The organism is Enterobacter cloacae (assembly GCF_013375935.1).
GTDB classification, from domain to species: domain Bacteria; phylum Pseudomonadota; class Gammaproteobacteria; order Enterobacterales; family Enterobacteriaceae; genus Enterobacter; species Enterobacter pasteurii.
On record NZ_CP056117.1, the window covers coordinates 1972598 to 1989562 of the forward strand.

20 protein-coding genes are annotated in these 16965 nt (G+C 55.5%); 9 read left to right on the forward strand and 11 right to left on the reverse strand.

The window, feature by feature from the left end:
- Positions 1–33: 33 nt before the first annotated feature.
- The gene (locus HWQ14_RS09360; protein WP_148418569.1) at positions 34–423 is read right to left on the reverse strand and encodes a YdeI family stress tolerance OB fold protein; all 390 of its coding nucleotides are present in this window, start codon (positions 421–423) and stop codon (positions 34–36) included.
- A gap of 139 nt (positions 424–562) precedes the next feature.
- On the opposite strand from HWQ14_RS09360, the gene HWQ14_RS09365 reads away from it, so the two are divergent.
- The 4 genes from HWQ14_RS09365 to HWQ14_RS09380 are packed head-to-tail and all read left to right on the forward strand — an operon-like array spanning position 563 to position 3055.
- Positions 563–1066: a hypothetical protein gene (locus tag HWQ14_RS09365; RefSeq protein WP_176609554.1), complete on the forward strand. Its 504-nt coding sequence runs from the start codon at positions 563–565 to the stop codon at positions 1064–1066.
- A 9-nt stretch (positions 1067–1075) separates the two neighbouring features.
- Complete coding sequence (locus HWQ14_RS09370) at positions 1076–1522, forward strand: DUF421 domain-containing protein (RefSeq protein WP_148418571.1); 447 nt, start codon at positions 1076–1078, stop codon at positions 1520–1522.
- A gap of 11 nt (positions 1523–1533) precedes the next feature.
- Positions 1534–2052: a 2-oxo-tetronate isomerase gene (locus HWQ14_RS09375; protein WP_148418572.1), complete on the forward strand. Its 519-nt coding sequence runs from the start codon at positions 1534–1536 to the stop codon at positions 2050–2052.
- A 16-nt stretch (positions 2053–2068) separates the two neighbouring features.
- Positions 2069–3055 carry an SDR family oxidoreductase gene (locus tag HWQ14_RS09380; protein ID WP_176609555.1) on the forward strand — a complete coding sequence of 329 codons (987 nt, stop codon included), beginning with the start codon at positions 2069–2071 and terminating at the stop codon, positions 3053–3055.
- Here HWQ14_RS09380 and HWQ14_RS09385 read toward each other — a convergent pair whose 3' ends face one another.
- The 7 genes from HWQ14_RS09385 to HWQ14_RS09415 all read right to left on the reverse strand — a co-directional run bounded on the left by HWQ14_RS09385 (position 3056) and on the right by HWQ14_RS09415 (position 9409).
- Positions 3056–4681, reverse strand: coding sequence for an alpha-amylase family protein (locus HWQ14_RS09385; RefSeq protein WP_176609556.1), 1626 nt, complete (start codon positions 4679–4681; stop codon positions 3056–3058).
- A gap of 8 nt (positions 4682–4689) precedes the next feature.
- On the reverse strand, positions 4690–5700 hold the full coding sequence (cydB, locus tag HWQ14_RS09390; RefSeq protein WP_176609557.1) for a cytochrome d ubiquinol oxidase subunit II: 1011 nt from the start codon (positions 5698–5700) through the stop codon (positions 4690–4692).
- A complete protein-coding gene (locus tag HWQ14_RS09395) occupies positions 5700–7103 on the reverse strand; it encodes a cytochrome ubiquinol oxidase subunit I (RefSeq protein WP_148418577.1) in 1404 nt (467 codons plus the stop codon). Before HWQ14_RS09395 ends, cydB begins: the two co-directional genes overlap by 1 nt.
- A 69-nt stretch (positions 7104–7172) precedes the next feature.
- Entirely contained in the window at positions 7173–8045 is an 873-nt protein-coding gene (locus tag HWQ14_RS09400; protein WP_148418579.1) for a manganese catalase family protein, read from the reverse strand.
- Between the two features lie 17 nt (positions 8046–8062).
- Positions 8063–8569, reverse strand: a complete 507-nt coding sequence (locus HWQ14_RS09405; RefSeq protein ID WP_148418581.1) for a ferritin-like domain-containing protein — start codon at positions 8567–8569, stop codon at positions 8063–8065.
- A 63-nt stretch (positions 8570–8632) separates the two neighbouring features.
- On the reverse strand, positions 8633–9130 hold the full coding sequence (locus HWQ14_RS09410) for a ferritin-like domain-containing protein (RefSeq protein ID WP_063451964.1): 498 nt from the start codon (positions 9128–9130) through the stop codon (positions 8633–8635).
- A gap of 90 nt (positions 9131–9220) precedes the next feature.
- Positions 9221–9409 (reverse strand): general stress protein, encoded by a 189-nt coding sequence (locus HWQ14_RS09415; RefSeq protein WP_022651794.1) that lies wholly within the window; start codon positions 9407–9409, stop codon positions 9221–9223.
- Between the two features lie 453 nt (positions 9410–9862).
- Between HWQ14_RS09415 and yjdI the strand changes: the two genes are divergently transcribed.
- Together yjdI and HWQ14_RS09425 are read left to right on the forward strand one after the other, a co-directional pair.
- Positions 9863–10093: a 4Fe-4S mono-cluster protein YjdI gene (gene yjdI / locus HWQ14_RS09420; RefSeq protein WP_148418583.1), complete on the forward strand. Its 231-nt coding sequence runs from the start codon at positions 9863–9865 to the stop codon at positions 10091–10093.
- Between the two features lie 10 nt (positions 10094–10103).
- The gene (locus HWQ14_RS09425) at positions 10104–10376 is read left to right on the forward strand and encodes a GNAT family N-acetyltransferase (protein ID WP_006811846.1); all 273 of its coding nucleotides are present in this window, start codon (positions 10104–10106) and stop codon (positions 10374–10376) included.
- Between the two features lie 33 nt (positions 10377–10409).
- Here HWQ14_RS09425 and HWQ14_RS09430 read toward each other — a convergent pair whose 3' ends face one another.
- The gene (locus HWQ14_RS09430; RefSeq protein ID WP_176609558.1) at positions 10410–11639 is read right to left on the reverse strand and encodes an amino acid permease; all 1230 of its coding nucleotides are present in this window, start codon (positions 11637–11639) and stop codon (positions 10410–10412) included.
- Positions 11640–11758: 119 nt separating this feature from the next.
- Positions 11759–12220, reverse strand: coding sequence for a multidrug/biocide efflux PACE transporter (locus HWQ14_RS09435; protein WP_148418587.1), 462 nt, complete (start codon positions 12218–12220; stop codon positions 11759–11761).
- A gap of 101 nt (positions 12221–12321) precedes the next feature.
- Here HWQ14_RS09435 and HWQ14_RS09440 point away from each other — a divergent pair, with 101 nt between their 5' ends.
- From HWQ14_RS09440 to HWQ14_RS09450, 3 genes are all read left to right on the forward strand, one after another.
- On the forward strand, positions 12322–13188 hold the full coding sequence (locus tag HWQ14_RS09440) for a LysR family transcriptional regulator (RefSeq protein WP_148418589.1): 867 nt from the start codon (positions 12322–12324) through the stop codon (positions 13186–13188).
- 92 nt (positions 13189–13280) lie between these two features.
- On the forward strand, positions 13281–14459 hold the full coding sequence (locus HWQ14_RS09445; RefSeq protein WP_148418590.1) for an acetyl-CoA C-acetyltransferase: 1179 nt from the start codon (positions 13281–13283) through the stop codon (positions 14457–14459).
- Positions 14460–14775: 316 nt separating this feature from the next.
- Positions 14776–15459 carry an oligogalacturonate-specific porin KdgM family protein gene (locus tag HWQ14_RS09450; RefSeq protein WP_176609559.1) on the forward strand — a complete coding sequence of 228 codons (684 nt, stop codon included), beginning with the start codon at positions 14776–14778 and terminating at the stop codon, positions 15457–15459.
- A 129-nt stretch (positions 15460–15588) separates the two neighbouring features.
- Here the strand turns inward: HWQ14_RS09450 and HWQ14_RS09455 are convergent, their stop codons facing one another.
- Positions 15589–16764, reverse strand: coding sequence for an oligogalacturonate lyase family protein (locus tag HWQ14_RS09455; protein WP_176609560.1), 1176 nt, complete (start codon positions 16762–16764; stop codon positions 15589–15591).
- Positions 16765–16965 lie beyond the last annotated feature (201 nt).

Sequence of the window (16965 nt, forward strand, 5' to 3'; positions counted from 1 at the left end):
GATGGATAGTTACAGCGTTAACGCTTCGCTGAATTATTTTTGCAGGCGATCGACTCGCACAACGGGCGGTGTTGATTTCTTATCGAGCGAGCCGCTAATGCTGATCATGTTGTCAGGCTCTACGGTTCTGTCGTCAAATACCGCTTTCGGGATAATAACGTCTATTTTTCCGGTTTTATCCTGGAATACGTATTTATCGTCCTTCCCGTCAATAAGATTACCGCGCAGTGAAATAGAGGCACCATCGTGCATCTCTTTCGCCTGAGTTATGGTCATAATGCGCGCGTCGTCGGTACCGCGATAACCGCTGTCCAGCGCGTGCGGCGGTGGAGGCGCTTCTCCCTTTTGTAACCCGCCGTTATTATCTGCCCATGCAGAAGGGATTATTAATATTAACAAAGCTGAAATGGCTGATAATTTCATCTGATATCCTTCATTTTGCATGTCTTGACTTATTAAGTATTGTTGCTATTCCTTTATGTGGCAAATGTGATAAGTCTTAAAAGCATTTGCACAGTAAAATCATAAATTTCGGCAATTAAGCGAAACGGTGACCACAGCCATGGAACCAAAAAATGAAAAAGTGCCCGGGATAAAGGAAAGTAATCGTTTACTGACGTTTGAGTATGCATTTCGTCAGGTCGGTTTTATTGTGCTGTTAGCTATTATCGTGGCGGCGATTGCCGGTCTGTTTTCCAGCGGTGCGGTAAGCGACGTTGAAAAAACAAACGCGGCCAAATCCCTGACGCTGGAGTATGAACGCTTCGGGCGTCGGCAAACCGAGTCGCGGATGGCGCTCTCCTTCCCGGTAACGTCCGCCGGTAAATACACCGTCAGCCTGACCAGCGAAGGCAGCGACGTGTATGAGCCTGGCAGCGTCTGGCCGCAGCCGGACAGCATGTACAGCCGGGGAAATACCCTGTATCTCGTTTACGACCGCTTACAGCAAAACGATAAATTTACCGTTTTGTTATTCATCACGCCGACAAAAGCTGGGAAGTGGACAAACAGCATCCGCGTAAACAGCGAGCCAGATATTCGCTTCTGGCAGTTTATTTATCCGTAGGAGTCGAATATGGACATGGTTTTTCGTGCCCTGGCAATTTACCTGTTTCTGGTTATCGTGTTTAAAGTTGCCGGGAGACGGGCCCTGCTGCAAATGACCAGCTTCGATCTTATCCTGCTGTTAATTATCAGCGAGGCTACGCAGCAGGCGCTGCTTGGCGAGGATTTTTCCGTCACCGGGGCGATGATTACAATAACAACGCTGGTGGTGGTAGATATAATTTTCGGCCTGATAAAAAAATATTCCTCCTCGGTTGAGAATGTTCTTGATGGCACGCCGGTAATATTGGTTGAGAACGGTATTCCCATTGCGGATAAGCTGAAAAAAGTCGATGTATCCTGCGATGATATATTGGTTTCTGCACGTCAGAATCACGGCATAACCGAGTTTAAAGATATTAAGTACGCTATTCTTGAACGTAATGGCCATATTTCCATTATTCCTGAAAAGAGTTAAGGGGCAACGGCATGAGCAACCTTATTCACGATAACAACACCACGATCGGCGAGCTGACGAAAAAGCTCGCCAGCACGCTTACCGACAGAGGTTTGCGTTTGACCACCGCGGAGTCGTGTACCGGCGGTAACCTGGCGGTCGCCCTTTGCGCGGAGGAAAATACGGCAGAATTTTATGACGTGGGCATGGTGGTGTTCAGCGATGCGGCGAAGCAGAAGATCCTCGGCGTGCGGCCCGAAACCCTGGAGCGCTTCACCGCCGTCAGCGAAGAAACCGTTACCGAGATGGCAGCCAACATCTGCGACATAGCCGGGGCGGATATCGGCGTCGCCATCAGCGGCTATGCCGGTCCGGAAGGCGGAGACGACGGCACGGCGGCCGGAACGGTCTGCTTTGGCTGGAGCTTTCGCGGGCAGACGGAAACCAGCACCGTGCTGTTTTCCGGCGAGTGTCAGGACGTTGTCGAAAAAGCGGTGCGTTATTCGCTGTCTGAACTGATCGAGAAGCTATCCGGCTGGGATAACGGCTAAAGCAAGGGGGAAGTCTATGGCTGTCATCGTCATCACCGGCGGTACGGCGGGCGTGGGGAAAGCCACGGCGCTGCACTTTGCCAAAGCGGGCTACGACGTGGGCATTATTGCCCGCGACGAGCAGAGCCTGCGCTCCACGGAAGAGGAGCTGCGCCGTTTCGGCATCAACGCGTATGCCGTTCAGGCTGACGTGGCGGACAGCGAGGCGGTCACCGCTGCCGCCAGCGACATTGAGTCCCGCCTTGGCGCCATTGACGTGTGGGTGAATAACGCGATGGGCGCGGTGCTGGCGCCGTTTCGCACCATGACGCCTGAGGAATTTCGCCGCGTCACCGAGGTGACCTATTTTGGCTATGTTAACGGCACCCGCGCCGCGCTGGAGCTAATGACGCCTCGCGATCGCGGGACGATTATTCAGGTTGGCTCCGCGCTGGCCTACCGCTCCATTCCGCTGCAGTCCGCCTACTGCGGGGCGAAGGCCGCCATTCGCGGCTTTACCGACGCCGTGCGCACCGAACTGATGCATGAAAACAGCCGGGTGCAGTTCGCGATGGTGCAGATGCCGGGGCTCAATACGCCGCAGTTTGAGTGGGCGAGAAACAAGTTTGCCTGGGCGATGCGCCCGGTGCCTCCCGTCTTTCAGCCCGAAGTGGCCGCCAGCGCTATTTTCAGGGTGGCGCAAAATCCGGTGCGGGAACTGTGGGTGGGCAGCAGCACTATCCAGTCGATCGTCGGGCAGTTTTTGTTCCCCGGTTTCCTGGATCGGCTGATGGTCAAAAAGGCCTGGGAAGGGCAAATGACTACCACGCTGAATGCGGACGATTGCCAGGATTATCTGGATCGGCCGGTGAATGAGCCGCACAGGATCCACGGGCGCTTCACCGACGAAGCGAAAGATCGCGCCGCCAGCATAAGCTCGGGCGTGCCGGGAAAGGTGCTGCTCGGCTCCCTTGCCGTGACGGGGGCCATCGTGGCCCGCCTGCTGTTCTCGCGCAAAAGGTGATCAGCGCAGCGCGGTACGATTGGTCCAGAACCAGCGGTAGCCGTAACCGCTGAGGCTGAGTTCAGCGGTTTTGCCGCATTCCAGCGCGTCGCTGTAGTGTTTGTCCGCCAGGCAGGCGGTCCAGGTGGCATGGCGTATCCCTCGGGCGGTAAACGTGACGGGCTTATCGCTGAAGTTAACGAAGGTGAGAATGCTGCGCGTATCGGTTTCGTAATAGATCCCCAGCACCGCGTCGTTGTCGATCGTGATAAGACGAAACGGCGCGATGCCGATTTCAGGAAACTCCGAACGCGTATTGGCAATGTCGATAATGCGGTGCAGGAGTGAGCTGCGGTGTAAAAGCGAATCCGCCACGTTGATTTTCTGATAGCGGAACGGGCCGTGGTCAATCATCGGGGCAATAAAGGTCTCCGGGTCGGCATCCGAGAAGCCGCCGCCCCGCGATGGGGCCCACTGCATCGGCGTGCGCATCGCGTAACGCTCTTCCAGCGCTAAATCATCACCCATGCCAATCTCATCCCCGTAGCGCATGACAGGTACGCCCGGCAGAGAAAAGAGAACCGCATGGCAAAAGGCCAGCCGCTTTTGGTCGCCGTTGAGCATCGGCGCAAGACGACGGCGGATCCCGCGCTGGTAGACGCTCATCTCTTCGTCGGGCGCGAACGCGTCCAGCACGGTTTGCTTCGCTTTTTTACCGATCCCGTCCAGATCCAGCTCGTCATGATTGCGCAGCCAGTTGGCGAAACAGCAGGAGTCCGGCGGCACGATCATTTTCTTCACCGCGTTGCGCAGCGGCCGCGCGCTTTTCTCCGCAAGGCTGACGTAGAAGAACTTGTTTAGCCAGAAATTCAGCACCAGGTTCAGACGGTCGTTCTTCCCAAAATAATCTTTGTAGGCTTCAACCTCCACGTCGACTTCGCCGAGAAGGATCGCGTCCGGGTTATGCTGTTCGATGAGGCGGCGCATGTGCTCGAGGATCCACAGCCCTCTCTTTTCATCCCCGCGTCCGGCTTGTTTTGTCAGGTGCGTCGCCGCGTCCAGGCGAAAGCCGGACACCCCGAGCTTTAGCCAGAAGATGATGATGTTCTCCACCTCCTTCAGCACGGCGGGGCAGGCCAGATTGAGATCCGGCTCGTGGTGGTAAAACATATGCCGATAGTATTGCCCCGCCTCGTCGTCCCACGTCCAGACGCTTTTCTCTACGCCCGGAAACATGGGGGGCGTATCGTCGTCGTCCGTGTCGGACCACAGGTAGTAGTCACGGTAAGGGGAGTGCGGGCTGCGGCGGGCCTGCTGAAACCAGGGATGCGCGTTCGAGGTATGCTGGATCAGCAGCTCAATAATGACCTGCATCCCCAGCTCCCGCGCGTGTTCAATAAAGGCGATAATATCGTTGAGCTTTCCGAAGCGGGGATCGACCTGCAAATGGTCGCTCACGTCGTAACCTTCATCAAGAAAGGGCGTGAGATAAAACGGGGTGATCCAGATAACCGTCGCGCCCATCCGGCGGATGTAGCGCAGCTTGGCGGTTATCCCGGCGATGTCGCCACAGTCATCGCCGTTCAGGTCGTAAAACAGGGCGGTATCAATCTGATAAATAATGGCGCGTGTATGCCAGCCTGCCATAGCAATCCTTAGTGATAACCTTCGGTATCAGATACTTTGCCCCGGAAGACGTAGTAGCTCCAGGCGGTATACACCAGGATCACCGGGATGATGAGCAGCGTGCCGATCAGCATAAACAGCTGGCTGGCAGGCGGCGCGGCGGCTTCCCACAGGGTAATGCGCGGCGGGATAATATGCGGCCACAGGCTGATGCCAAGCCTGCTAAAGCCGAGGAAGATTAAGCCCAGCGTGAGCAGGAACGGGCGGGCATGGCTGTCGGGATTGCGCGTCAGCCGCCAGATCCACAGGCTAAATACCGCGACCAGCAACGGCACCGGCAGGAACCAGAAGAAGTTGGGCAGGGTGAACCAGCGTTCGGCGACAAACTGCCAGCCGAGCGGGGTCCAAATGCTCACCACCGCAATCACGGCGATCAGCGCCAGCAGCACGTGGCGGGTCAGCTCGCGCATGCGGCGCTGCAGCGCGCCTTCGCTTTTCATGATCAGCCACGTGGTGGCGAGCAGGGTATAGGCGACGATTAACCCCAGCCCGCAGAACAGGTTAAACGGCGTAAACCAGTCCAGCGACGAACCGACAAAGCGCCGTCCTTCCACGTCGAAGCCGTTAATCATCGCCCCGACCACGATCCCCTGGCTGAAGGTCGCGAGCAGGGAGCCGCCGGCAAAGGCGTAATCCCAGAACTTGCGGTGCGAAGGGGTGGCCTTGAAGCGAAACTCAAACGCCACGCCGCGGAAAATAAGGCCGATCAGCATGGCGGTGAGCGGGATGGTGAGCGCATCGATAATCACCGCATAGGCCAGCGGGAACGCGCCGAACAGCCCCGCGCCGCCGAGAACCAGCCAGGTTTCATTTCCGTCCCACACCGGGGCGACGCTGTTTACCATCACGTCGCGCTCTTTGGCATCCCCCACGAAGCTGAACAGCATGCCGATACCGAGATCGAAGCCGTCCATGATGATGTACATCAGCGTGGCGAAGACAATAATGGCAAACCAGATGACCGGGATATCGACGCCCATCAGATCTTCTCCTCTTCCGGAACAGACTCGGCGGCGGACAGCGGACGGGCAGGCGTGCCCGACGTATTAGACGTTAGCGTGCCGACGGGCTGCGGCCCTTTCTTAATCAACCGGGCGAGATAGACGTAGCCCACGCCGAACACCGAACAATAGACCACGATAAAGGCCAGCAGGCTGATGCTCATCTGCAGCGTGCTGTGCAGAGAAACCGCGTCAATCGTGCGCAGATAGCCGTAGACGACCCACGGCTGGCGGCCCACTTCGGTAGTGACCCAGCCGGCGAGCAGCGCGAGCAGTCCGGCGGGCCCCATGCACAGGGCAAACCAGTGGAAAGGCCGCGAATGATAGAGCCGACGGCGATAGCGCAGCCACACGCTGAGCACGCCAAGCGTAATCATCAGCAGCCCCATGCCGACCATAATGCGGAAGGACCAGAAGACGATGAGCGAGTTCGGGCGATCCTCTTTCGGAAAATCTTTCAGCGCCGGAACCTGTTTATCCAGGCTGTGCGTCAGGATCAGGCTGCCGAGCGCGGGAATTTCAAGCCCGTATTTGGTGCGCTCCTCTTCCATATCCGGTACGCCAAACAGCAGCAGCGGGGTCGCCTCGCCGGGCGGGTTCTCCCAGTGGCCTTCAATCGCGGCAATCTTGGCAGGCTGATGCTCCAGCGTATTCAGGCCGTGCATATCTCCGACTACCGCCTGAATGGGCGCGACCAGCAGCGCCATCCACATCGCCATGGAGAACATTTTGCGCACGGCGGGCGTATCGTTGCCGCGCAGCAGATGCCACGCCCCGGAGGCGCCCACGAACAGCGCGCTGCACAGGAAGGCGGCGATGGACATGTGGATCAGGCGATAGGGGAACGAGGGGTTAAAGATGATAGCCAGCCAGTCTTCGGGAATGACCTGGCCGTTCTGAATACTGAAGCCCTGCGGGGTGTGCATCCAGCTGTTGGAGGCGAGGATCCAGAAGGTGGACATCAGGGTGCCCAGCGCCACCATGCAGGTAGCAAAGAAGTGCAGGCCAGGGCCGACCTTGTTCCAGCCGAACAGCATCACGCCTAAAAAACCGGCTTCCAGGAAGAAGGCGGTTAACACTTCATAGGTGAGCAGGGGGCCGGTAATACTGCCCGCGAACTGGGAAAAGCCGCTCCAGTTGGTGCCAAACTGGTAGGCCATCACCAGCCCGGAGACCACGCCCATACCAAAGTTAACGGCGAAAATTTTCAGCCAGAAATGGTATAGCGAGCGCCAGACATCGTTTTTAGTGCGAAGCCACATTCCTTCGAGTACCACCAGATAGCTTGCAAGCCCGATGGTGATCGCCGGAAAGAGAATATGAAAGGAGACGGTAAAGGCGAACTGGATCCTGGCAAGATGAAACGCATCAAGCTCGAACATGCTCCGTACCTCTGGAACTGATAGCGCAAGGGAGTTGCCAGACAGCGTCAGGCTGCCTGGCAAAACCGGTTACGGTTTTTTCTTACCCGCGCCAAGCTCGGCGCCGGTTAACGGATCGGCCGTTGGATCGGATTTCGTGCGCGCAGACATTGCTTTGACCAGTGTGGCCTGCTCCGTCGTGAGCGTTACGCTTGCGCTACCGTCACCACCATCAACCGCTGGCTGAGGGGATTCCACGTAATCGAAGTGCTTATCGCTGTTCCAGCTTCCGCGAACTTCTCCGCCCTCAGACATATTGTAGTACTTGTTGGTGTACTCTTCGATCGGCGGCAATTTACCCGGTGGGAAATTGTTGCGGATCGACTGAAGCGCCTTTTCGAACGAGAGCTGGTGCGCTGCTTCACGCGTCATTAAAAATGCCAGCGCATCCTTAACGCCCGGATCGTCCGTTACGTTAATCAGCCGCTCGTAGATAATCTTAGCGCGCGCCTCTGCCGCTATGTTAGAGCGCAGGTCGGCCGTGGGTTCGCCAATGGTATCTACGTAGGCTGCCGTCCAGGGCACGCCCGCGGAGTTGGTAAGCGGAGTACCGCCACCGTAGAGCAGGGAGGTGATGTGGCTGTCATTGCCGTTCTCGGTCATGGACCGGTACAGCTCCGCTTCATTCTCAACGCCTTCCGCCAGTTCACCTTTTGCACCCTTGTTCAGCATACCCACCAGGGTACCGATGATTTCCAGGTGACTTAACTCCTCGGTCGCGATATCCATCAGCATATCTTTACGACCGGGATCGTCGTCGCTCAGTCCCTGCGTAAAGTAACGACATGCCGCGGCAAGTTCGCCCTGTGGTCCGCCAAACTGCTCAAGCAGAAGGTTAGCCAGACCCGGATTCGGTTCGGCTACGCGAACCGTGTATTGCAGCTGTTTTACGTGTCGAAACATAGATTCTCCCTCTTCCGTTATTTTTTCGCTTCTACGCCGTCCGCGTCGGAGCGCAGCAGGAACTGTTCCGTTGTCTGCGGGATGTGACGAAGCAGCCAGTCAGCCATTTCGCGCTCTTCCGCCAGAATCGTCTCGATGGCGGGAATAGAGGCGGTATCGCCCGCTTTTTTGGCCGCTGCCAGCAGGGAGGTGTAACAGGCAATTTCGAACTGCTCAAATACGTAGCCGCTGATGGAGCCTTTAACGATTTCATCAGACGGGAACATGCCGCCAATGGACTGGCCGAGCGCCGCCATTTTGCTCATGGAATCTTTAATGACTGAACGCGAAATATCATTGCGGTCAAGAATTTCCTCCAGCAATGTAATTTGGCGTTTAGTCTCGTTAACGTGTTGTTCAATTCGGGCACGCAGGTCCGGGTAATTATCAATACGGCCAGCCATTGATTCCAGCATTGATTCGGCTTGCTTTTCCATCGCATGGGCATCGCGTAGCCAATCATGGTAGTGTTCTACATGATTCATAATTAACTCCTGTGATTTATATTCTGGTTAATTTTCGGTGCTGATGCTCATCAAACTTTTAATTTATCCTTTCTGGGCTTTTTGATTAATATTGCCGACAGCCAGATCGGTTAATTTGAGATCGGTTTCTTTTTCTTCTTCCAGAGTTTCGGCAAGAAGTTTAACGGCTTTCTTATAGCCTAATTGTTCAGCCAGGGTGGCAAGGGTACCGTAGCTGGCAATTTCGTAGTGTTCTACTTTCTGCGCTGCCGCAATTAACGCAGCGTCACGTACTTCATTTTTTTCCGTACTCTCAATGACTTCGTTGGCTTCTTCAATTAAGCCTTCCATCGCCACGCACTTCATACGCTTCAGCTTGAGGCCGGACTCCTGCTCAATAATCTGATCGATACGTTCGATCTGTCCCTGCGTCTCCTCAAGATGAGCCGTGAACGCGGCGCTCAGCTTCTCGCTGGAGGCGGCGCGGGCCAGTTTGCTTAGCGCGCGGGTCAGCTGCTTCTCAGCGCTGTAGGTGTCGGATAAGAGGTGAATAAATACGTCTTCAACACTTTTCATATTCATATATTCGCTCCGGTAAAATAAGGGGGAATTACTGCGAGCCGTCAGGCCCGCAGCATGCTCTCGATATATTTATAAGAGCTTTAAATAAGATCAGGAGTTATCAGATTTACGGCCTCCGCCGTGACTGTTCTGTCCCCCTTTCTTACCCGCTTCAGATGCGCGTTGCGGATCGTTTTTGAAATTACCGCCGCTGTGCTGGCCGCCTTTACGTCCAGCTTCTGATGCTTTTTCACGGTCTTCAGCGAAATTACCGGAACCACCACGATGTTGTTCTGCCATATATCAACCCTCATGTTGCGTTTATGTCAGGAGATACGATAAGAAAACCGTATCACTTGTCGTTCAGGAATTAACATTAGTCGTTATGTGAGAAGAGTCAAATTTATCGCCGCGCTCGTTTCACGTTATTTTCAGCGGGGAGGGGAAAATACCGCTTCGTTATGTGTTTTGAAAATCTACGGTAAATCCATTGCTTAGGGATAAATAACGCGGGCGGTTAGGATTCCGCTTAGCTAATAATCTTAATATGAACGCGGCGGAAATTATTACATGAATTGACGTAGCGCAAAAATATATCGTACCGGCGCGCGTCTTTGTATTCAGAATATTCTTAAGCGAGCGGCGAAATAACGCGCCGTAAACAACGCGTCCGATCGTCATTTTTGACGTGGTCAGCCGTGACGGGTGAGGGTATGCTGCATTCGTCACCACAATAATTACAGAGGCAATGTCATGGATCAGGAGCTACTGGATGCGGGGTACCGGGCCTACACCGGCGAGAAAATTGATGTCTACTTCAACACCGGGATCTGCAAACACTCGGGGAACTGCGTGCGCGGCAGCGCAAAGCTGTTCGACCTGAAGCGTAAGCCGTGGATAGCCCCCGATGAAGTGGATGAAGAAACTGTCGTACGCGTAATTGATACCTGCCCGAGCGGTGCGCTGAAGTACCGCCAAAAATAAGCGAGGAACCATGGATATTCTTGAAGGCCATAACAAGTTTTACGTTAACGATGCCGAAGGTAATCAGGTGGCGGAGATCGTCTTTGTCCCGACCGGCGAGCATCTGAGCATTATCGAGCACACCGATGTGGATCCGAGCCTGAAGGGCCAGGGCGTGGGTAAACAGCTGGTGGCAAAAGTGGTGGAGAAGATGCGCGGTGAGAACCGTAAAATTATCCCCCTGTGCCCGTTTGCGAAGCATGAGTTTGATAATACGCGGGAGTATGACGATATCCGGGCGTGAAGCCGATGCCCGGCATTGCGCCGGGCAGCGCACTCAACCGACAAACATCACCGACACGCACAGCACGCCCACAATCAGCGTCAGCAGGTTACCGACAGAGCGGTACGGTTTCAGTGACGGGATCAGGTAGGTCGACAGCGTCGGCATGATGAACAGGATCATGGCGATAAGCGGACCGCTAATAGCGTAAATCATTGAGATAGCATTCGGATTGATGCAGCAGACCGCAAAGGTAATCAGCGACACCCCAAGGATCGAAACGGCGCGGTTAAAGGCGCGGCTTTTCTTCACCCCGACCTGATTCAGCGACGACTTCACGATCTCGGTTGCCCCTTCAATCACCCCAAAATAGGTGCCGAGGAACGATTTCGACATCGCAATAATCGCCACGATGATGCCGGAAATACCCAGCCATGCCGGCGACGAAGGCATCATCGACAGCGCGGACAGGATTGTCACCCCTTCCTCTTTGGCCGCCACGATATAGGACGGTGGAATCGAAAGCAGGCAGCTGAACACAAAGAACAGCACGCTGAGGCAGATGATCAGGTACGCCACCTTCATGATTTTTTTGCATTTACCCATGGCCTCGTCGCCGTATTTTTCGCGACGGTCTACGGCGAAGGTCGAGATGATAGGGGTATGGCTAAAGGCGAAAACCATCACCGGGATCGAAATCCACACCTGGTGCAGCGTATGCTGGTCGAAGGCCATCTGGCTGGTCAGCAGCGACGGCTGCCAGCTTCCCGTCAGATACAGCGAGACAAACAGGAAATAGGCGATCAGCGGAAACACCAGGAATCCCATTACCTTAATGGTAATGTGCCGCCCCATCAGGAAGATCAGATTCAGGATCAGCACCACGCCAAAGCTCACCAGCATCCGCACGCCGGTATCCACCGTCATCCGTTTCGCCAGCTGTTCAGTCAGCGAGTTGGTTATCGCCACCGCGTATATCAGCACCACCACAAAGAAGGCCACGAAATAGAGCGTGGTGATCAGGTTACCGATCTTTTTACCGTAGTAATGGGAAACGGCGCCGGTGATCCCCTCGCTGCCTTTCGTTTTCGACGACAGGATAAATTGCGCCAGCGCTTTATGCGGCCAGTAGGTTAAGGGATACGCCACAAGGGCGGTGATCAGCAGGACAATCGCGCCAGCAGAGCCGAGCTGAATGGGCAAGAACAGGGTTCCTGCGCCCACGGCAGTGCCGTAGAGGGCGAAACTCCAGAGAGTCTCTTCTTTTGACCAAATTTTCGACATTAGAGCAACGTATCAACTATAAAACGAACAAAAAGGAGTGCAATTTACCATAATTATGCGTTGAGATCGTAGTTGCTTCGCAGGGAAGGGGCCGGAGAGGGTCTCCGGCCAGAAGGGAATTAGCCTGCCAGGGCGCGTCGCTGCTGGCGGCGCCTGATAATTTTCTCGCGCAGCGTATCGTACGCCCAGTTGTAGAGCATGGTGTACGGCAGGAAGAACAGGAAGAAGCCGATTTCCAGCGTGAATGCCTGAAGCAGCGTCACGCCCAGCACCGCGGCGACGATGGTTACGCCAATCACAATAAAGCCGCATTCAAAACCCAGCGCATGCAGGGCGCGTACTTTCGCCGTGCGCCTGACCCGCTGCACCGGCCAGAAACGGTCGAAACCGAAGTTGTAGATAATGTTCCAGAGCATTGCCGTGGTCGCCAGAATGATGGTCAGGCCACCCATTTCAAGAACCGAGCGCTGCATTAGCCACGCGGCGGTGGGGGCGAGGATCGCCGTGGCGATGCCCTCAAAGCAGACGGCATGGAAGATTCGCTCCGGTAATTTACGCTGGAGTGCATCCTGATGTTGCATATTCACCTCATGGTTACGCCAGTATGGGCGTCGATGCGGCCTATTCTTATCGCTTAAGGTGATATATAAAAGATGGTATCCATCGATAAAGTAGATACATCATGCGCTATTCTCCCGAAGCACTGACCGCGTTTGTCGAAACCGTCGCCGCCGGATCGTTTTCCGCCGCCGCCCGGCGGCTGCGCAAGAGCCAGTCCACCATCAGCACCTCCATCGCCAACCTTGAGGCTGACCTTGGGTTTGAGCTTTTCGACCGCTCGGCGCGCCAGCCGGTGTTAACCGCGCAGGGGGAACAGGTGCTGGGCTATGTGCAGTCGATTCTGGCCGCCAGCGCGCGGCTGGACGAGCTGGCGGTATCCTTAACGGCGCAAACGGAGGCGCGTTTTACCTTCGTGCTCTCCGATACGCTAAACCCGGCCGTGCTGGAAGCGATGATGAGCCAGTTCGACCAGCGTTTTCCGCACACGGAATTTGAGTGCCTGATTGGGGAAGAGGAAGACGTTATCGATCTGCTGCAAAAGGAGCGGGCGCAGATTGGCCTGACGGAAGCGCGGGACGGCTATCCGACGGATATCGGCGCGACAAGGCTGCCCATGCAGACGCGAATGGCTATCTACGTCTCTGCCGGGCATCCGCTGGCGGGCCAGCACGAGACCCACGCGGACGAGCTTCACGGCTGGCGCGAGCTGCGGCTGAGTACCTATCTTGAACGTGAGGCCACCCTTGCGCGCGGGCCGGTCTGGTCCGCGCCGAACTACCTGCTGCTGTTGAGTATGGCGGTGCAGGGCTTTGGCTGGTGCGCACTGCCCTGCGCGCTGGTTGACGAATTTGCCGCGTCGAAATCGCTGGTGCAGCTGAACGTGCCGGGCTGGCCGAGGTCGATTGCTATCGATCTGCTGTGGAACAAACGATCCCCGCCCGGCGTCGCCGGAAGCTGGCTGCGCCAGTACCTTCAGGATGCGCGATAATCCTGTGACTAAACTCACTAATTTTAAACATTTGCGTCAATTGTTGATAACAATCCTCTACTATCGTCATGTCATTTTGTACAGAGGTCGTGATGAAAGATGTCGTTATAGTGGGTGCGTTACGTACGGCTATCGGCTGTTTTCAGGGAGCGCTTGCGCGCCACTCTGCGGTTGATCTCGGCAGCGTGGTGGTGAAGGCGCTGGTGGAGCGCAGCGGGATCGCCGCACATGAAGTTGATGAGGTGATCCTGGGCCAGGTGCTGACCGCTGGCGCGGGACAAAACCCTGCGCGCCAGGCGGCGCTGAAGGGCGGCCTGCCCAACACCGTTTCGGCCATCACCATCAACGACGTCTGTGGCTCAGGCCTGAAAGCGCTGCATCTGGCGACGCAGGCCATCCAGTGCGGCGAAGCGGATGTCGTGATAGCCGGCGGGCAGGAGAATATGAGCCGCGCCCCGCACGTGCTGACCGACAGCCGGACCGGCGCGCAGCTCGGAAACAGCCAGCTGCTCGACAGCCTGGTTCACGACGGGCTGTGGGACGCCTTCAATGATTACCATATGGGCGTGACGGCGGAGAACCTGGCGCGGGAATACGGCATCAGCCGCGAGCTTCAGGACGCGTATGCCCTCAGCTCGCAGCAAAAGGCGCGTGCCGCGATCGATTCCGGGCGCTTTCGCGATGAAATCGTCCCGGTCAGTACCCGGCGCCAGAACGGAGACGCGTTCATCGTCGATACCGATGAGCAGCCGCGTACCGATACCAGCGCAGAAGGGCTGGCAAAGCTCAATCCGGCCTTCGAAACGCAGGGGTCGGTCACGGCGGGCAACGCCTCTTCCATCAACGACGGCGCCGCGGCGGTGATGATGATGAGCGAAAGCAAAGCCCAGGAGCTGGCGCTGCCGGTGCTGGCGCGGATCAAAGCCTTTGCCAGCGTCGGCGTTGATCCGGCACTCATGGGGATCGCCCCGGTTTACGCCACGCGACGCTGCCTGGAGCGGGCGGGCTGGCAGCTGAGCGAAGTGGATCTGATTGAAGTCAACGAAGCTTTCGCCGCGCAGGCAATCTCGGTCGGAAAAATGCTGGAGTGGGATCCGCTGCGGGTTAACGTAAACGGCGGCGCCATCGCGCTTGGCCATCCTATCGGAGCCTCTGGCTGCCGCATTCTGGTCTCGTTAGTCCATGAAATGAAAAAGCGTAACGCCCGCAAAGGGATTGCGACGCTGTGCATTGGCGGAGGGCAGGGGGTGGCGCTGGCTATCGAACGGTAATCTCCCCCTCCGCGCGTAAAAGCCTCCCAACGGGAGGTTTTTTTTTGCCTCCCTAAACCTTTTTTACCTTTATAAGCTCTTTCTTAAACTTTCGGCGATCCTTGCGCGGATAATAATTCGCGTTGCGATCTTCTCAGTGTGATCTCTCTCCTGAAATTTACGGTTAAATCCCCTTTTTTGTTGATGGGGTTCACGCCGATCTTTGCCAAAAAAAATGAAACAAATAATTTCGATCTTTGTCACTAAAATACAGGTGCATAAAAAATAAACTCAAGTTTCATAAAAACGAAACATCATTTTAATTGAGGGTTTTTTCATGCTTAAGAAATCTCTGGTCCTTGCCTCTCTTATTAGTGCCTCTTTTATGTCTCATGCCGTTACCGTCGATCTGCGTCACGAATACATCGACAGCGGCTCGAACGCCGACCGCGTTGCCGTCTCGCATCGCTTTGATAATGGTCTTGGTTTTTCGGTAGAAGCGAAGTGGAAGTCGGGCGGTGACAAAGCCGATCGGCCGTTTGCCGATGTGGTAGGTAACGGTCATGAAGATCAGATCAGCTGGCGCTGGAAAGCGACGGACAATATTGCCCTGACGCCAGCGTTTACGATTGAAAGCACCGACAGCCGCACCATTTATAAACCGAATTTGCATTTACAATATAGCTTCGATAATGGCTTCTACGTGGCCGCGCGTTACCGCTATGAATATACCCGTTATCCGTCAAGCGAAAATAAAGACGATGACAAGGTTAACCGTGGCGATGCCTGGATCGGTTGGGTATTAGGCGACTGGCGTACCGAGCTGAACTATGTTTATGCGAAAAGCGCAGAAGGCATGGCCCGAAATAATAATAAAGATTACTCCAACGAATATAACGCCAAGCTGGCCTATAAATGGGATAAAAACTGGGCGCCGTATGTTGAGGTAGGGAACGTGGGCGTTAAAGAGACTGACGAACGTCAGACCCGCTTCCGTTTAGGCGTGGCGTACTCTTTCTAAAACAGGCAGTACCTCCGGGAAAAGGCCGGCTCGCTTGAGCCGGTTTTTTTGTGCCGGGGGAAAACGCATTACGCAAAAAAAGCCCCCCGAAACGGAGGGCAAGGCCAGTTACAGAAACACTAACTCAAGTCAGGCATGCAACATTTCAGGTTGCTCGGGGAGTTTCGCGATATAGAGCGCCGGCTTGCCGTCTTTATCGGAACTGTACAGAACCGCTTTCTCATCCGGAGTGAAGGACGGATGCGGGTGGGTCACCTGGCGGCTGTTCGCTACCGTGGCCCAGGAGGTGTCGTGACGGGCGATGCGGAAACAGGCTTTCTTCGCCACGTCAAAGGCATACAGGTAAGGATCGTTATCGATGGTGTAGCCGCCGGTGTCTTTTACGTCGACAGGCGTGCCGGAACCGTCGCCAACGAGCATGGTGCCGTCAAAGTTACTCATCAGGTGCGAACAGGCAGGCATGCTCATCACCGCTTCATTAATGTCGGTATCCGGGCTGTAGCGGGAGATGGTGCGCCCCTGCTGGCCCTTCAGGTAAGAGACATAGACCAGCGCGGAGCCGTCCGGCACCCAAAATTCATGCGTGCAGCTTTCCCCTTCCGCGTGCGTTTTGACCTTTCGCACGTTGCTGCCGTCTTCATTGACCAGCCACATGCGTGCGTCAACCAGATCGTGCGGCCCTTCATGGCAGAAGGCCACGGTATTGTCGTCGAACGGACGATAAATCGGATGCCCCAGCCAGATCTTCTCGTCGTGAACGGTGGCGCTTTCGCCCGTTTTCAGGTCAACGCGCAGCAGGCGGCAGTGCGGCCCCTTATGGAAGAAGTCGTGGAAAATTTTCCAGTCGTTGAGCGGCGTCCAGTCACGTCTGGCAATCTCAATGCCCACCAGTTTGGTGCAGTCGCTGTTCGCGACCCAGGTACCGTAGCCCACCCACTCTTCCGGGACGCGGTACACCTCGCGCTCCGCCAGCGTCTCTAAATCCACCTCCAGCAGGGTGCGATCGTTTTTCACATAGTAGAAGGATTTATCGTCCGGGGAGAGGAACCCGCCGAAGGTGTTATCGCCCGGGCCTTCGGTGAGCTGCACCGCTTCGGCATTGTTCAGATCCAGCAGGTAATAGTTCCAGTGACCGTCGAACTCCCCGGCGAACAGCAGATGGCTGCCGTCGTTAAAGAAGCACTTCTGGTAAAAGTAGTTGCGATGACAGGTTACTTCCGGTGGGGTCAGGCGGGTGACTTCCACGCCCGTGTCCGGATCGCGGCTGACCTCATAGTTCAGCTTGACCCGCATGCCTTTAGCCATAATGCACTCCTTTGAACGCGAAGAATGGGTTGAAAACTGGGTGTTAAATTATCAAAACATCGTTTCATTATGTGTGACTGACAGCGCAATTTATCAGTTTCAGGGCTGAGTATTGCGTCGGGATAGATTTATCGTGATCGAAACGCCATTTCTGGAAGAAACACGCAGAAAAAATGAAACGTTGTTTTAAATGTAATTGAA

What these genes read in the sequence shown, in the direction of transcription:
- HWQ14_RS09415 (WP_022651794.1), bottom strand. Translation starts at nt 9,409, where the DNA reads ATGGCAGAACAACATCGTGGTGGTTCCGGTAATTTCGCTGAAGACCGT.
- HWQ14_RS09400 (WP_148418579.1), bottom strand. Translation starts at nt 8,045, where the DNA reads ATGTTTCGACACGTAAAACAGCTGCAATACACGGTTCGCGTAGCCGAA.
- HWQ14_RS09385 (WP_176609556.1), bottom strand. Translation starts at nt 4,681, where the DNA reads ATGGCAGGCTGGCATACACGCGCCATTATTTATCAGATTGATACCGCC.
- cydB (WP_176609557.1), bottom strand. Translation starts at nt 5,700, where the DNA reads ATGGGCGTCGATATCCCGGTCATCTGGTTTGCCATTATTGTCTTCGCC.
- HWQ14_RS09380 (WP_176609555.1), top strand. Translation starts at nt 2,069, where the DNA reads ATGGCTGTCATCGTCATCACCGGCGGTACGGCGGGCGTGGGGAAAGCC.
- HWQ14_RS09440 (WP_148418589.1), top strand. Translation starts at nt 12,322, where the DNA reads ATGCGCTATTCTCCCGAAGCACTGACCGCGTTTGTCGAAACCGTCGCC.
- yjdI (WP_148418583.1), top strand. Translation starts at nt 9,863, where the DNA reads ATGGATCAGGAGCTACTGGATGCGGGGTACCGGGCCTACACCGGCGAG.
- HWQ14_RS09410 (WP_063451964.1), bottom strand. Translation starts at nt 9,130, where the DNA reads ATGAATATGAAAAGTGTTGAAGACGTATTTATTCACCTCTTATCCGAC.
- HWQ14_RS09365 (WP_176609554.1), top strand. Translation starts at nt 563, where the DNA reads ATGGAACCAAAAAATGAAAAAGTGCCCGGGATAAAGGAAAGTAATCGT.
- HWQ14_RS09375 (WP_148418572.1), top strand. Translation starts at nt 1,534, where the DNA reads ATGAGCAACCTTATTCACGATAACAACACCACGATCGGCGAGCTGACG.
- HWQ14_RS09455 (WP_176609560.1), bottom strand. Translation starts at nt 16,764, where the DNA reads ATGGCTAAAGGCATGCGGGTCAAGCTGAACTATGAGGTCAGCCGCGAT.
- HWQ14_RS09395 (WP_148418577.1), bottom strand. Translation starts at nt 7,103, where the DNA reads ATGTTCGAGCTTGATGCGTTTCATCTTGCCAGGATCCAGTTCGCCTTT.
- HWQ14_RS09430 (WP_176609558.1), bottom strand. Translation starts at nt 11,639, where the DNA reads ATGTCGAAAATTTGGTCAAAAGAAGAGACTCTCTGGAGTTTCGCCCTC.
- HWQ14_RS09360 (WP_148418569.1), bottom strand. Translation starts at nt 423, where the DNA reads ATGAAATTATCAGCCATTTCAGCTTTGTTAATATTAATAATCCCTTCT.
- HWQ14_RS09445 (WP_148418590.1), top strand. Translation starts at nt 13,281, where the DNA reads ATGAAAGATGTCGTTATAGTGGGTGCGTTACGTACGGCTATCGGCTGT.
- HWQ14_RS09450 (WP_176609559.1), top strand. Translation starts at nt 14,776, where the DNA reads ATGCTTAAGAAATCTCTGGTCCTTGCCTCTCTTATTAGTGCCTCTTTT.
- HWQ14_RS09435 (WP_148418587.1), bottom strand. Translation starts at nt 12,220, where the DNA reads ATGCAACATCAGGATGCACTCCAGCGTAAATTACCGGAGCGAATCTTC.
- HWQ14_RS09425 (WP_006811846.1), top strand. Translation starts at nt 10,104, where the DNA reads ATGGATATTCTTGAAGGCCATAACAAGTTTTACGTTAACGATGCCGAA.
- HWQ14_RS09370 (WP_148418571.1), top strand. Translation starts at nt 1,076, where the DNA reads ATGGACATGGTTTTTCGTGCCCTGGCAATTTACCTGTTTCTGGTTATC.
- HWQ14_RS09405 (WP_148418581.1), bottom strand. Translation starts at nt 8,569, where the DNA reads ATGAATCATGTAGAACACTACCATGATTGGCTACGCGATGCCCATGCG.